Origin of the sequence: Mycolicibacter sp. MU0083, from assembly GCF_963378075.1 — a bacterium.
GTDB lineage: Bacteria > Actinomycetota > Actinomycetes > Mycobacteriales > Mycobacteriaceae > Mycobacterium > Mycobacterium kokjensenii.
Genome location: NZ_OY726394.1, coordinates 3,837,367 through 3,852,508, shown reverse-complemented (window position 1 = coordinate 3,852,508; position 15,142 = coordinate 3,837,367). Strand labels below are relative to the sequence as shown.

General features: G+C 70.9%; 12 protein-coding genes. 11 read left to right on the top strand and 1 reads right to left on the bottom strand.

The window, feature by feature from the left end; all coding sequences use genetic code 11:
- Positions 1-28: 28 nt before the first annotated feature.
- The 9 genes from RCP38_RS18060 (at position 29) to egtD (ending at position 10,140) form a co-directional block, all read left to right on the top strand.
- Positions 29-1,126, top strand: a complete 1,098-nt coding sequence (locus tag RCP38_RS18060) for a PGRS repeat-containing protein (RefSeq protein ID WP_308474282.1) — start codon at positions 29-31, stop codon at positions 1,124-1,126.
- 1,749 nt (positions 1,127-2,875) lie between these two features.
- Positions 2,876-3,205, top strand: a complete 330-nt coding sequence (locus RCP38_RS18055) for a hypothetical protein (protein WP_308474281.1) — start codon at positions 2,876-2,878, stop codon at positions 3,203-3,205.
- A gap of 82 nt (positions 3,206-3,287) precedes the next feature.
- Complete coding sequence (locus tag RCP38_RS18050) at positions 3,288-3,656, top strand: hypothetical protein (RefSeq protein WP_308474280.1); 369 nt, start codon at positions 3,288-3,290, stop codon at positions 3,654-3,656.
- 86 nt (positions 3,657-3,742) lie between these two features.
- Complete coding sequence (locus RCP38_RS18045; RefSeq protein ID WP_308474279.1) at positions 3,743-5,191, top strand: catalase; 1,449 nt, start codon at positions 3,743-3,745, stop codon at positions 5,189-5,191.
- Positions 5,192-5,213: 22 nt separating this feature from the next.
- Positions 5,214-5,849 (top strand): sensor domain-containing protein, encoded by a 636-nt coding sequence (locus tag RCP38_RS18040; RefSeq protein WP_308477404.1) that lies wholly within the window; start codon positions 5,214-5,216, stop codon positions 5,847-5,849.
- Between the two features lie 64 nt (positions 5,850-5,913).
- The gene (egtA, locus tag RCP38_RS18035; RefSeq protein WP_308474278.1) at positions 5,914-7,200 is read left to right on the top strand and encodes an ergothioneine biosynthesis glutamate--cysteine ligase EgtA; all 1,287 of its coding nucleotides are present in this window, start codon (positions 5,914-5,916) and stop codon (positions 7,198-7,200) included.
- On the top strand, positions 7,197-8,486 hold the full coding sequence (gene egtB / locus RCP38_RS18030; protein WP_308474277.1) for an ergothioneine biosynthesis protein EgtB: 1,290 nt from the start codon (positions 7,197-7,199) through the stop codon (positions 8,484-8,486). The genes egtA and egtB overlap by 4 nt, the downstream gene beginning before the upstream one ends.
- On the top strand, positions 8,486-9,178 hold the full coding sequence (egtC, locus tag RCP38_RS18025; protein ID WP_308474276.1) for an ergothioneine biosynthesis protein EgtC: 693 nt from the start codon (positions 8,486-8,488) through the stop codon (positions 9,176-9,178). Before egtB ends, egtC begins: the two co-directional genes overlap by 1 nt.
- Positions 9,175-10,140 (top strand): L-histidine N(alpha)-methyltransferase, encoded by a 966-nt coding sequence (egtD, locus tag RCP38_RS18020; RefSeq protein ID WP_308474275.1) that lies wholly within the window; start codon positions 9,175-9,177, stop codon positions 10,138-10,140. Before egtC ends, egtD begins: the two co-directional genes overlap by 4 nt.
- Positions 10,141-10,163: 23 nt before the next feature.
- On the opposite strand, the gene RCP38_RS18015 is transcribed toward egtD, so the two are convergent.
- Positions 10,164-12,590 carry a DUF7159 family protein gene (locus RCP38_RS18015; RefSeq protein WP_308474274.1) on the bottom strand — a complete coding sequence of 809 codons (2,427 nt, stop codon included), beginning with the start codon at positions 12,588-12,590 and terminating at the stop codon, positions 10,164-10,166.
- Positions 12,591-12,890: 300 nt separating this feature from the next.
- Between RCP38_RS18015 and glpK the strand changes: the two genes are divergently transcribed.
- Entirely contained in the window at positions 12,891-14,408 is a 1,518-nt protein-coding gene (gene glpK, locus RCP38_RS18010) for a glycerol kinase GlpK (RefSeq protein WP_308474273.1), read from the top strand.
- On the top strand, positions 14,360-15,136 hold the full coding sequence (locus RCP38_RS18005) for an HNH endonuclease family protein (protein ID WP_308474272.1): 777 nt from the start codon (positions 14,360-14,362) through the stop codon (positions 15,134-15,136). The genes glpK and RCP38_RS18005 overlap by 49 nt, the downstream gene beginning before the upstream one ends.
- The last annotated feature ends 6 nt before the right edge of the window (positions 15,137-15,142 follow it).

Sequence of the window (15,142 nt, the reverse complement as noted above, 5' to 3'; positions counted from 1 at the left end):
ACCGTCACGCAGATACGGGGCAGTCCAGATGACCGGTAGACACCGTGCCCGCGCACCGCGCACGCAGTTGTTTGGGGCGGGTATCGCAGCGGGAGTGCTCTGGGCGGTCGGCTTCGCACCGGCACATGCCGACGAATTCGATTGGTTGACAGATGTTTTCGCCAACCATGATCCGGGACCGGCGGCAGCCGACGACTGGTTCGCCCAGACCTGGCAGGTGGTGTTCTATCTGCCGCTGCACGCCACCCTCGAAGCCTGGATCAACAGCCCCTTCGGGGCCGCCGTCGATGACCAGATCAACCAATGGTTCGCCCCGTTCACCGACCCCATGGGTGCCTGCGGCCTGATCTGCGACGGCGTCGACGGAACCTCCCAGGACAACCCGGATGGACAGATGGGTGGCCTGTTCTTCGGTGACGGCGGCGCCGGTTGGAACTCCGACATCGCCGGGGTGGCCGGCGGAAACGGAGGCAACACCGGAGGAATCGGCAACGGTGGGGCCGGCGGCGATGGCGGGGCGGGCGCAAACGGCGGCAACGGCGGACACGGCGGCGAATGGTGGGGCAACGGCGGCGACGGTGGTGCCGGCGGGCACGGCCTCCTCGGTGTCAACGGCGGTGCGGGTGGTGACGGCGGGGCGGGCGGCAACAGCGCCAGCAACCCCCCGGTCGACTTCTTTGCGATCGGTGCATCCGGCAACGGTGGCAACGGCGGTGCCGGTGGCGACGGTGCGACCGGTAGCGCCGGAGAGCAGGCCGCGTCGAAGGGTGGCACCGGCGGCGCCGGCGATACCGGCGGACGCGCCGGCAACGGCGGTGCCGGGGGCAACGGCGGCGTCTTGTTCGGGGTAGGCGGCGCCGGGGGTGCAGGCGGGATCGGTGGTCTCGGCGGGGCCGGTGGGGCGGGCGGTGACGGATCAGTCGGCCAGACCGGCGTCGACAGCGGACGCGCCGGCAACGGCGGTGTCGGGGGCAATGGCGGGGCCGGGGGCAAAGGGGCCAGGGTGGTGCCGGCGGGGCGGCGGCAGCCTGTCGGGTGCGGCCGGTGCGAATGGCGACGGCGGTGCTGGCGGCGGCGGCGGTGCAGCGGGGGTCGGCGGCAACGGGGGGGCCGGTGCCGACGGTGACGCGGCCGCCCCCACCGGTGGGGCCGGCGGCAACGGCGGCGATGCCGGGACGGTCGGTACCGGCGGTGGTGGCGGTGCCGCGGGCACCGGTGGGCTGAGCGGGTCCGGAACCGCCGGCGCCAATGGGAACAGCGGAATCGCACCCGACGGCGGCAACGGCGGCAACGGCGGCGCCGGCTACCACGCCACCGCGGTCAACGCCACCGGTGGAACCGGCGGTGCCGGGGGCAATGGTGGCGACCATGGCAACGGCGGAGCCGGAGGGGCCGGCGGTAGCGGTGGCCTCGGTGCCGACGGCGATGACGCAACCACCGCCGGCGGCGCCGGCCAGGACGGGTATATCGGCGGCAGCGGCGGTACCGGCGGCGCCGGTGGCCTGGGTGGCTCGGCCTCCGGTAACGGCGGCGCGGGCGGTTCCGGCGGCGCCGGCGGGACCGGCGGTAACGGCGGTGCCGGCCAAGACGGTGCGGCCGCCACCGCCCCCGGCGGTCGAGGCCAGGACGGTGGGGCCGGGGGCACCGGTGGCCGGGGCGGCACCGGGGGAGCGGGCGGTGCCGGCGGCGGGGTGGCCGCGGGAGGTACCGGCGACAAGGGCGCCAACGGCGACGGTGGCCGCGGCGGCACCGGTGGCAACGGCGGAAGACCCGGAGACGGTGGGGATGGCGCCGACGGCGATGCCACCAACCCGACCGGCGGATTCGGTGGCGATGGCGGCGACAGTCCCCGCGGTTCCGGCGGGTTTGGCGGTGCGGCCGGTGTCGGCGGGCTCAACGGAACCGGTGATACCGGGGCCGCCGGTGACGGGGGCGGAATCGCTGCGGGTCCGGCCGGCAACGGTGGCGACGGTGGCGACGGCTACGACGCATCGAGCGACCCGACCGCGGTGCCCGGTGTCACCGGCGGCGCGGGCGGTGACGGCGGTGCCGGCGGCAATATCGGCAACGGTGGGACCGGCGGTGACGGCGGTGACGGGGCCGCGGGCGCCACCGGTCTGCCGGCGACGGCGGGCCAGCACGGTGGCGACGGCGGTCGGGGCGGTAACGGCGGTGACGGGGGAGTCGACTTCGGTGACGGTGGCGATGCCGGTGATGGTGGCAGCGGAGCCCGGGGTGGTGACGCCGGTGTCGGGATCGACGGCAGCGACGGAATCGCGGGGATCGCCCAGGGTGCAGGTGCCGCTGGAACTGACGCCGGAGCCGCCGGTACCGGGGGCGACGGTGGACGCGGCGGGGTGGGCGGTAGCGCGACGGCGCCCGGAGCCGTCCGCGGCGCCGACGGCATCGGCGGTGACGGCGGGCCCGGTGGTGACGGAGCCCTGGGCGGTGACGGCGGCGACGGTGCGCCCGGCGTGGTCGGGCTGGCCGGCTCCGGTGGAGCCCTCGGCGCCGGCGGTGACGGCGGTGAGGGTGGTGACTCCAGTTTCGGCGGGGCCGGCGGGACGCCGGGAGCCAACGGCGACGGCACCGTCACCGCCGGGTCCGGGCTGCCCGGCGGAGCCCCGCACGGCCCCGGAGGCAACGGTGGCGACGGTGGCGTCGGTGCGGACAACCCTGCCGGAACCGGTGGCAACGGGGGCAACGGTGGAGCGGGCGGCAATCTCGGAGTCGGAGGCGACGGTGCTGCCGGCGGCACCGGCGGCGACGGTGCGGGTGCGGCCGGATCCGGCCCCTGACCGACCGCGCCGGCTCATAGCGGATGCATAGCCGAGACCCAGCGGTATCGGGTGCTCACCCCGGCACCATGGCCCACATGAGCGAAACACCTGACACCACAGCCGCCTCGCCCGCACCTGCGGGCGAACCCAAGCCCTACTGGCTGTACCGACTCGCCGCGTGGGTCGCGATCGTCGCGGGAATCGTCTTCATCGTCTCCTCGATCTTCTTCGCCGGCGTCTGGGCGAGCCACGGCGGCCAGCGCGGCCATCACTGCCACGGCCACCACGGGCACCACGGGCACCACGCGGCGTTCCACCACGGCCACCACCGCGGTCCGGGCCCGAAGGCGCCCGCCGACCGCCCGGGCCCCGGTGAACTGCCGTCGTCGGTCACCCAGACCCCGGAACCCACACCTGGCCGGTAACCCGACCCGGCCACGCGTACCCGGCCGTCGCCCCTCGTAGAAGGGCGGCGGCCGGCGTCGTTCTGCGGCATGATGGATCGGTATGAGTGAGCCGCCAATTCCCACGCCACCGCCTCCTCCACCGCCGCCGGCCCCGCCGAATCGGCTCTATCAAGCGGCGGCCTGGGTGGTGATCATCGCCGGAACCGTCTTCGTCGCCGCGGTCGTCTTCTGCACCGGCGCCTACCTCAGCGGCGGCGGCTGGGGCGGACACCACCACCATCACGGGCCGTGCATGATGCATCACGGCCCACCGATGGGTCCGGGTTTCGGCCCCGCCGGCCCCGGCGAGGAACCGGCCTGGCCGGGATTCCGGCCCGCCGGTCCGGGCAACGGCCCGGGTGGCCCCGGCGGACCGCCCGCCCCGCCGCCCGCCCCACCGGCTCCGCCGTCGGCTCCGCCGCACCGCTGATCCCCCGAGTTCGTCGAGTGTGCGTTTGGTGAAGCCCACCAACGCGCACACTCGTTAGCCCGCTGCGCACCAGAGGAGACATCGACATGACCGAGCGCCACACCACCACCGAGGCCGGTGCGCCGGCACCCAGCGACGGCCAGTCACTGACCGTCGGCCCGGACGGCCCGATCCTGCTGCAGGACCACTACCTGATCGAGCAGATGGCGATGTTCAACCGGGAGCGCACCCCCGAACGCCAGCCGCATGCCAAGGGCGGTGGCGCATTCGGACAGCTCGAGATCACCGGGGACGTCAGCGCCTACACCAAAGCGGCGGTGTTCGCCCCCGGCGCCAAAACCGAGATGCTGGCCCGCTTCTCGACCGTCGCCGGCGAGCGCGGCAGCCCAGACACCTGGCGCGACGTGCGCGGCTTCGCGTTGAAGTTCTACACCGAGCAGGGCAACTTCGACATCGTCGGCAACAACACCCCGGTGTTCTTCCTGCGCGACCCGTTGAAGTTTCAGCACTTCATCCGCTCCCAGAAACGTTTGGCGGCAAGCAATCTGCGCGATCACAACATGCAATGGGACTTCTGGTCGCTGAACCCGGAGACCGCGCACCAGGTGACCTACGTGATGGGAGACCGTGGCCTGCCGCGGTCCTGGCGGCACATGAACGGCTACGGCAGCCACACCTACAGCTGGGTCAACGCCGCCGGTGAGATCTCCTGGGTCAAATACCACTTCATCAGCGATCAGGGCGTCGAACACCTCGACCAGGCCGAGGGCGACCGGCTGGCCGGCACCGACGGGGACTACCACCAGCGTGACCTCTACACCGCGATCGAACGCGGCGAATTCCCGAGCTGGGCGGTCAAGGTGCAGATCATGCCGTTCGAGGACGCCAAAACCTACCGACTCAACCCGTTCGACCTGACCAAGGTGTGGCCGCACGCCGACTACCCGCTGATCGACGTCGGGCGTTTCACCTTGAACCGCAACGTCACCGACTATCACGCCCAGATCGAACAGGCGGCGTTCGAGCCCAACAACACCGTGCCCGGCACCGGATTGAGCCCGGACAAGATGCTGCTGGCGCGCGGCTTCTCCTACGCCGACGCGCACCGTGCCCGGATCGGCACCAACTACAACCAGCTGCCGGTCAACGCCCCGAAGAACGACGTGCACAGTTACTCCAAGGACGGCGCCATGCGATTCCGCCTGGCCAGTGACCCGGTGTACGCGCCGAATTCGGCCGGCGGGCCGGTGGCCGATCCGGCTCTCGCGGCGGAGGTGCGCTGGCACGCCGACGGCGACATGGTGCGTTCGGCCTACACGCTGCGCAAAGACGACGACGATTTCAGCCAGGCCGGTGCCCTGGTCCGGGACGTCTTCGACGATGCACAACGGAAACGACTGGCCGCCAACATCATCGGGCACGTTTCGGCGGGCGTCACCGAGCCGGTGCTGTCCCGGGTGTTCGAATTCTGGCGCAACGTCGACCCCGATCTGGGCAGTGCGGTGGAAGCCGGGGTCCGGGCCAACCTTGCCTGACCGCCGGCGGGTCACGGCCCGCCTGCTGATCGGGCTGGCCGCTACCGGTGCACTGACCGCACCGGGGACACCGGTCGCGGCGGCGCGGCCCGCCGAGCCGGGAGTGGTCTCCTACGCGGTGCTGCCGAAGGGCTCGGTCGGCAACATCGTCGGCGCCCCGATGGGCTTCGAGGCCGTCTCCGGCGAGCCACTGCAGACGTACTGGGTGGACGAACCGGTCTGCAACAACTGGGCCGACATCGGCCTGCCCGAGGTCTACCGCGACCCCGATCTGGCGTCGTTCAACAGCGCGGTCACCCAGACCTCGGCCACCGACCAGCGCCATCTCGTCAAACAGGCGGTGGGGGTGTTCGCCACCGAAGCCGCCGCGACCGCGGCGTTCCACCGTGTCGTCGACCGCACCGTCGGCTGCTCGGGACGCACCAGCGCGATGCACCGAGACGACGGCACCACCGAGGTCTGGGTGTTCACCGGCGGCCCGGCCACCGCCACCGATGCCGCCTGGACCAAACAGGAGGCCGACACCGATCGGCGTTGTTTCACCCAGACCCGACTGCGGGTAAACGTGCTGCTGCAGGCCAAGGTCTGCCAATCCGGTAACGCCGGTCCTGCGGTAAACGTGCTGGCCGGAGCCATGCAGAACTCCCTGGGGGAGTAATCACCGGCCGTTCGGGCGGGCATCTCCGGTAGCGTTCAGAGGATCGACGGGCGGAGGGGCTGATATGGGGTTCGCCGCGGCGACGCAGCTGTCGCGCGGCGATGAGTCCTGTCCGGGCGGCCCGGAACTTTCCGGCGCCGACGCGGCCGCCGACTACATCATCGGACGCTGTCTCACCGATGGCCCCCACGGCCGGGTCGGCCTGGAGATCGAGGCGCACTGTTTCGACCCGGCCGACCCGCATCGGCGCCCCGGCTGGTCGGAGATCGGCGAGGTGCTGCAATCCGTGCCGGAGTTGCCCGGCGGCAGCGTCGTCACGGTGGAACCCGGTGGTGCGGTCGAACTGTCCAGCCCGCCGCTGCCCGGCGCCGTCGCCGCCATCGAGGCGATGATCGGCGATCAGGCGGTGCTCCGCGGGGCCTTCGCCGAGGCCGGGCTGGGCCTGGTCGCACTGGGCACCGATCCGCTGCGGCCGACGGCGCGGGTCAACCCCGGCGAACGCTACGCCGCGATGGAACAGTTCTTCACCGCCAGCCACACCGGCTCGGCCGGTGCGGCGATGATGACGGCCACGGCGTCGGTTCAGCTCAACCTGGATGCCGGCGCGAGTCCCGGCTGGGCCGACCGGGTTCGGCTGGCGCACGCGCTGGGCCCGACGATGGTCGCGATCTGCGCCAACTCCCCACTGCTGAGCGGGGAGTTCTCCGGCTGGCACTCCACCCGGCAACGCGTCTGGAGCAGGCTCGATTCGGCCCGCTGCGGCCCGGTCCTCGGCCTGGACGGGACCGACCCGGCCACCGACTGGGCGCGGTATGCGCTCAAAGCCCCGGTGATGCTGGTGCACACCCCCGAGGCCATTCCGGTCAGCCGCTACGTGCCGTTCGCGGACTGGGCCGACGGCCGGGTGCGGCTCGGCGGCCGCCGAGCCGGACTCAAAGACCTCGACTACCACCTGACCACGCTGTTCCCGCCGGTCCGCCCGCGCGGATGGCTGGAGATCCGATACCTCGACAGTGTCGACGACACGATCTGGCCGGCGCTGGTGTTCGTGCTGACCACACTGCTCGACGACCCCGCCGCCGCCGAGCGGGCCGCCGAAGCCGTGGCACCGGTCGCGACCGCCTGGGACGTCGCCGCCCGGACCGGGCTGGCCGACCCGCGACTGCACGCGGCCGCCCGACGCTGCCTGGAGTTGGTGGCCGACCGCGCGCCGGCGGGCCTGCGCGACGGGATGGATCGGTTGGTCGGCATGGTCGAACGCCGCCGCTCGCCCGCCGACGACGTCACCGACGAGGTGACCCGGACCGGTGTCGCCGCGATGGTGACGCGGATGGCGCGCGGACAGTCATGAGCAGCGTCGAGGCACTGGCCCGCGATCTGACCCGGGCCCGCGACCGCACCCTGGCGCTGGTCGACTTCGACGACGCCGAACTGCACCGCCAGTACGACCCGTTGATGAGCCCACTGGTGTGGGACCTGGCCCATATCGGGCAACAAGAGGAACTGTGGCTGTTGCGCGGTGGGAATCCGGACCGGCCCGGCCTGCTGACCGCGGACGTCGAAGGCCTCTACGACGCCTTCATCCACCCGCGGGCCAGCCGCGTCGACCTGCCGTTGCTGGCTCCCGAGCAGGCCCGAAAGTATTGCGCCACCGTGCGTTCCCGCGTCTTCGACGTGTTGGAGACGATGCCCGGTGACGGCGGGGCCGGTGTGGACGGCTTCGTGTTCGGGATGGTGCTCAGCCACGAACACCAGCACGACGAGACCATGCTGCAGGCGCTGAACCTGCGGACCGGGGCGCCGTTGCTGCCCGCCGGTGCCGGCCTGCCCGCCGGTCGCGCGGGCCTGGCGGGAAGCTCGGTGCTGGTGCCGGGCGGCGAGTTCGTGCTCGGCGTCGACGCGGCCGACGAACCCTTCGCACTGGACAACGAACGCCCCGCGCATCGCGTCGAGGTGCCCGCCTTCCGGATCGGCCGGGTGCCGGTGACCAACCGCGAATGGCGGGATTTCATCGACGACGGCGGCTACCGGCAACCCCGGTGGTGGAGCCGGCGGGGTTGGCAGCACTGTGTGCAGGCCGGATTGACGGCGCCGCAGTTCTGGGAGCCCGACCATCGCTCGCGGGTCCGGTTCGGGCACCGCGAAGACCTGCCCGACGACGAGCCGGTGCAACACGTCAGTTACTTCGAGGCGCAGGCCTATGCGGCCTGGGCCGGTGCCCGACTGCCCACCGAAATCGAGTGGGAGAAGGCCTGTGCCTGGGATCCGGTGCTCGGGGCGCGGCGGCGCTATCCCTGGGGTGCGGCCGCTCCGTCACCGGCGGTGGCCAACCTCGGCGGTGCGGCACTGCGCCCGGCCCCGGTCGGCGCGTATCCGGGCGGGGCGTCGGCGTACGGGGCGGAACAGCTGCTGGGCGACGTCTGGGAGTGGACGAGTTCGCCGCTGCGGCCCTGGCCGGGCTTCACACCGATGATCTACCAACGCTATTCGGAACCCTTCTTCGACGGCGACTACCGGGTGCTGCGCGGCGGATCGTGGGCGGTCGCCGCGGAGATCCTGCGGCCGAGCTTCCGCAACTGGGACCACCCCTACCGGCGGCAGATCTTCGCCGGCCTGCGACTGGCCTGGGACGCCTGATGTGTCGGCATCTGGGCTGGCTGGGCGAGCCGCGTTCCTTGGCCGGGTTGATGCTGGAACCGCCGCACGGGCTGCTGGTGCAGTCCTATGCGCCGCGCCGGCAGCGACACGGCACGATGAACGCCGACGGTTGGGGCGCGGGGTTTTTCGACGGTCCGGTGCCGCGCCGCTGGCGCAGTCCGGCACCGCTGTGGGGCGACGCCTCGTTCGCGTCGGTCGCCCCGGTGCTGGTCAGCCACTGCGTGGTGGCGGCGGTCCGCTCGGCCACCGTGGGTATGCCCATCGAAGCCAGTGCGACGGCACCGTTCACCGACGGCACCTGGCTGCTGTCGCACAACGGTGTGGTGAACCGTGCGGTCCTGCCCGATGCGGTGGGCGCCGAATCCGTCTGTGACAGTGCGATGCTGGCCGCGGTGATCTTCGACCGTGGGATGGAGTCGCTGGGGTCGGTGGTCGCCGAGATCGGTGCCGCCGACCGGGATGCACGCCTGAACATAGTGGCCGCCGACGGTTCCCGACTGTTGGCGACGACCTGGGGGGATACCTTGTCGATGTTGCACGGGTCAGACGGTGTGGTCCTGGCCAGCGAGCCCTACGACGACGACCCGCGCTGGGTGGACATCCCCGACCGGCACCTGGTCGACGCCCATGACGGCGACGTCCGGGTCACCGCGTTGGAGACCGCCCGGTGAGCGTCTCGATCGCCAATCACCTGGCCGCCGACGCCGCCCGCACCGCGCTGCGCGACGATGTCCGGAACGGACTGACGCAGCAGCCGAAATCATTGCCGCCCAAATGGTTCTACGACGACATCGGTAGTGACCTGTTCGATCGGATCACCCGACTTCCCGAGTACTACCCGACTCGCGCCGAAGCGCAGATCCTGCGTGCGCACTCCGCCGAGATCGCCCGGTTGGCGGGCGCGGACACGCTGGTGGAACTGGGCAGCGGAACCTCGGAGAAGACCCGGATGCTGCTGGATGCGCTGCGCGACACCGGCGCGCTGCGCCGGTTCGTCCCGTTCGACGTCGACGCCGGGGTGCTCGAGTCGGCCGGCGCGGCTATCGCCCGGGACTATCCCGGTATTGCGGTGCAGGCCGTCTGCGGCGACTTCGAGCACCACCTGGCGCAGATCCCCGGCGACGGCAGGCGGTTGTTCGTGTTCCTGGGCTCCACCATCGGCAACCTGACACCGGGTCCGCGTGCGGATTTCCTGGCCGCCCTCGCCGCGGTCATGCACGACGGCGACGGACTGCTGTTGGGTACCGACCTGGTCAAGGACACCGGGCGACTGGTGTCTGCCTATGACGACGCCGCCGGTGTGACCGCGGAGTTCAACCGCAATGTCCTCGCGGTGGTGAACCGGGAACTCGACGCCGACTTCGACCTGGGTTCTTTCGCTCATGTGGCGCGGTGGAACTCCGCCGAGCAGCGGATCGAGATGTGGCTGCGGGCCACCTCGGCGCAGCGCGTGGTGATCGCGGCGCTCGACTTCGTGGTCGACTTCGCGGCCGGGGAGGAGATGCTGACCGAGGTGTCCTGCAAATTCCATCCCGACCAGGTCGCCGACGAACTGGCCGCAGCGGGCTTGCAGCGCATGCGATGGTGGACCGATCCCGCAGGCGATTTCGGGTTGTCGCTCGCCGTCAAGTGAATCCGGCTCGCTGCCGGTGACGGTCAGCGGCCGAAGATCCCACCACCGCGGTGACCGCCGCCGCCGAAGAGTCCGCCGCCGCCTCCGCCGAAGATTCCGCCGGGCTTGCCACCCCCGCCGAAGATTCCGCCGGGCTTACCGCCTCCGCCGAAGATTCCGCCGGGTTTGCCACCTCCGCCGAAGATCCCGCCGGGCTTACCACCCCCGCCGAAGATCCCGCCGGGCTTGCCACCCCCGCCGCCGAAGATGCCGCCGTCCAACTTGGGCATGGACGGCGCGCTGGGCGCAGGAATCGACGGCAGTGCCGGTGCCTTGGGCGCAGGTAGCGACGGCAGCGCCGGAGCCTTGGGCACCGGAATCGATGGCAGCGCAGGGGCTTGGGGCGCGGGCAGGGGCGGCAGCGTCGGCGCCTTGGGGGCCGGGATGCCGGGCAGCGACGGCGGACTGAACGCCGGCTTGCTCGGCGCCGCGGGAATCATCGGTGCGCTGGGCGCGGGGATGGCGGGCAACCCGATCGGGGGTACCGGATTCGGCGGCTGCATAGGAACATCCGGAAGCTGAATCGGCGCGTCGGGGAGTTTCACCGGGATGTCGGGAACGCTGACCGGTGGGTCCGGGAGCGTGATCGGCGGCTTCGGAGTGACCACCGGGGGCTGGGGCTTGACGACCGGCACGTCGGGAAGCGTCACCGGCGGCTTGGGGACCTCGACCGGAGGTTTGGGCTTGACCACGGGGATGTCAGGGAGTTCGACCGGGGGCTGAGGTTTGACCACCGGCACCTCGGGAAGCTCAACCGGGGGTTTGGGTTTGACGACCGGGACGTCGGGAAGCTCGACCGGGGGTTTGGGTTTGATGACCGGGACGTCGGGAAGCTCGACCGGGGGTTTGGGTTTGACGACCGGGACGTCGGGAAGCTCGACCGGCGGTTTGGGTTTGATGACCGGGACGTCGGGAAGCTCAACTGGGGGCTTGGGTTTGACGACTGGGACCTCGGGAAGCTCGACCGGCGGCTCGGGCTTGACCTCCGGCGGTTGCGGCTTGACCACGGGCGCCGGTCCGGTCTGCTTCGGGGCGGGCATCCCCAACAGGAACGACAGATCGGGTAGCGCCGAGATCACCGGCCGATGCCGGTGCACCGGCGGCAGCAGCAACGGTGCCGGGTTATGTGCCGCCGGGTTCCTGCCGGGCATGGGCGGACCGAACACCGGGGCGGGGATGAACATCGGCGCGGTGCTCGCGCCGGCCGCCAGGGGAATCGCCGCCGGCAGCCCCGGCGCCGCCGCCGGCACCCCGGGGTCCGAAAGTCCGGGTGCGGGGAGTTCGGGCACCGACGGCAGGCTCAGCGGCGGAAGCGGCACCGAATCCACCGGCGTCTTACCCAGGACCGGCGTGTGGTCGCCGAACGGGTCGGCGTTCGGAATCTGCAGGTGCGGCGCCCGGTGCGGAATCGTCAACGCCCGGCCTAGATCCGGCCGCAGTGCGACCAGGTTGGGAGTGATGTCCAGCGTCATCGCCACCATCAGGGCCGACGCCGCGGCGAACCCGGCGGAGGCCAGCGCCGCACCGGCAACCAACAACGGACGCCGAGCGGGCTGTGCCACCGGCTCGAACAGTTCGGTGGCCGCTTCGGCCTCTTCATCGGCGACCGCACTGTAGGCCAGCGCGTCGGCGTCGAAACCGGGAATGTCGTAGTAGGCCGCGTCGAGGGCGCCCGGAGCGGGCTCTTGACTGTAGGCCAACTCCGCCGATGCCGCCCCGGCCTCGTTGAGGCGAGCCGATGCCAGTGCCGCACCGCGAGCCAGCGCGGAACGCGGTTCTGCGGGTTCGCAGACCTCGGGTGCGACGGCTGCCTCCAACATCGGCCGCAGTGTCGTCGAGTCGGTCGGGGAGCAGACCAGGAACAGTCCGTCCGGGCACGTCCCGGGGCCGTTGAGCCGATCGGCGACGGTATCGACCGCGGCGGCGGCGCCGCCTCCGGCGAAGGGCTGCCGGAAGATCCGGGTCACGGTGCCGTCGGTGCAATCGATCACGGCCAGGGTCGTTGTCGCCGATTCCACGGACAGCAGTCCCATCCGGTCGCAGCCCACCGTCCGCCCCAGATTGTGGGCCAGGCTCGCCGCCGCCAGGCTGGGAGAGACCACCGCGATGTTGGCCAGACCCGCCAGGTCGCCGGCGGATATCCGGGCGCTGAGTTCGGCGGCATCGAGGGGGTCGGTCACCGTCACCCCGGTGGAGACCAGGTGATGCCCCGACATCTCCGCGGTGTCGCGCGCCCGCAGGATCGCAGCGATCAAGGCGTCGACCGCGGGGAACTCGGTGAACTCAGCCGTGGGCACCGCGAAACTGAGTTCTTCCAGCGTGACGCCGTCGCCGTGCTCGCCGCAGACCAGCACGGTGTGGATGCTGGCGGGTGCGTCCGACGCGAGTGCCACACCGAGAACGACGTCCATTGTTCCTCCGATTCAGTTCTGACCTGCGGGTTTCCCGGATGTGGCGCCGAAGGGGGAGCGAGACGTCGACCACATTGCGATACCGTTTGTTACCCATATCGAGATTTACCCGCGACACTTCGAAATATGCGTTCGGATGAATGAATAACGACTGATGTGTTCGTGAAGAATGTCTAATTTTGTGGACCGGCTTCGGGCATCGGCGGGGCGTTCTCGCCGTGTAGCACCGCCCGAACGGGGTGCGGTGCGCCATGATGGACGCGGCACCGACCAGCACCGGTGAGGGGACAGGAGTCAGACTTGGCCGATTTCGTCGCATCGATCGACCAGGGCACCACCAGCACCCGGTGCATCATCTTCGACCACGACGGCGCCGAGGTGGGGCGCCACCAGCTCGAACACGAACAGATCCTGCCGCGTGCCGGTTGGGTCGAACACGACCCGTTCGAGTTGTGGAACCACACTGCCGCCGTACTGGTTTCGGCGCTGAACACCACCAAACTCGATGCGTCCGACCTGGCCGCCCTGGGGATCGCCAACCAGCGCGAGACGACGGTGGTGTGGAACCGCAAGACCGGCCAGCCGTATCACAACGCGATCGTCTGGCAGGACACCCGAACCGACGCGATCGCCGCGGCCCTGGAGCGCGACGGCCACGGCGAGGTGATCCGGCGCAAGGCCGGACTGCCGCCGGCCACCTACTTCTCCGGCGGCAAACTGCAGTGGATCCTGGACAACGTCGAGGGGGTGCGCGCCGATGCCGAGCGCGGCGATGCCCTGTTCGGCACCTGCGACACCTGGGTGCTGTGGAACCTGACCGGCGGCCCGCGCGGCGGCGTGCACCTGACCGACGTCACCAATGCCAGCCGCACCATGCTGATGAACCTCGAGACCCTGGACTGGGACGACGAACTGCTGGCGCTGTTCGATATCCCCCGGGCGATGTTGCCGCGCATCACGTCGTCGTCGACGCGGCGCCGGCACGCGGTGACCGCGAGCACAGGACCGCTGCGCGGCGAGGTGCCCATCGCCGGCATCCTCGGCGACCAGCAGAGTGCCATGGTGGGCCAGGTGTGCCTGTCGGCGGGCGAGGCCAAGAACACCTACGGCACCGGCAACTTCTTGCTGCTCAACACCGGTGAACAGATCGTCCGCTCCGACAACGGATTGCTGACCACGGTCTGCTATCAATTCGGCGACGCCAAGCCCGTCTACGCGCTGGAGGGTTCGATCGCGGTCACCGGATCGGCCGTGCAGTGGCTGCGTGATCAGCTCGGCATCATCAGCGGTGCCACCCAGGTGGAGTCGCTGGCCCGGCAGGTCGCCGACAACGGCGGAATGTACTTCGTGCCGGCGTTTTCGGGGCTGTTCGCACCGTATTGGCGGTCCGATGCCCGCGGGGCGATCGTCGGGATGTCGCGGTTCAACACCAACGCGCATCTGGCGCGCGCCACGCTGGAGGCGATCTGCTACCAGAGCCGCGACGTGGCCGAGGCGATGGAAGCCGATTCCGGTGTGCACCTTGGGGTTCTGAAGGTCGACGGCGGCATCACCGCCAACGACCTGTGCATGCAGATCCAGGCCGATGTGCTCGGCGTCGACGTGGTCAAACCGGTGGTGGCCGAAACGACCGCGCTGGGCGCGGCATACGCGGCCGGGCTCGGCGTCGGATTCTGGAAGGGTCCCGACGAACTGCGGGCCAACTGGCGTGAGGACAAGCGCTGGAGTCCGAACTGGTCGGAGGATCAGCGCGCCGAAGGGTACGCCGGATGGCGCAAAGCGGTACAGCGCACGCTGGACTGGGTGGAGCTGCCCTGAGGAGGACCGCACGCACGCCGACGCTGACCGCCGCGCTGGTGGTGCTGGCGGTGGTGGCGGCCGTCGGCTGGGCATGGTGGCAGCAGCAGGAGGCTCCGCGGTCCGCGGGGCCCTCGCCGACCTGGACGCCCCGCACACCGGAGCCGGCGGCACTCGATCCGCGCTACGACCAGGCCCGCACCATGCTCGACGCGCTGCCGGTCAAGGGTTGGGATCGCGTGCAGGACTTCAAACGCCACCGATTCGGCGAGCGGTGGAGCGATGACGTCACGGTCGAGTTCGGACACAACGGCTGCAACACCCGCGACGACATCCTGCGCCGCGATCTGACCCGGGTCGAACTGCGCCGGGGCACCTGCCTGGTGCAGCGCGGTGTCCTGCATGATCCCTACTCCGGAAACGTCATCGAGTTCGTCCGCGGCCCCGAGACCTCGGAGGCCGTCCAGATCGATCACCTGGTCGCACTGGCCGACGCCTGGTACAAGGGGGCGCGGTCCTGGGACGACGCCCGTCGCCGCGACTTCGCCAACGATCCGCGCAACCTGTTGGCGGTCGGCGCGCAGGCCAACTTCGACAAGGCATTCCGCGACGCCGCCGGCTGGTTGCCGGCGAACGCCGCGTTCGAATGCGAATTCGTCTCCCGTCAGATCACGGTCAAAAACGCCTACGGACTGTGGGTTTCGGCCAACGAGAAGACCGCGATGCAGCGCGTCCTGCGCCGCTGCTGACCGGAC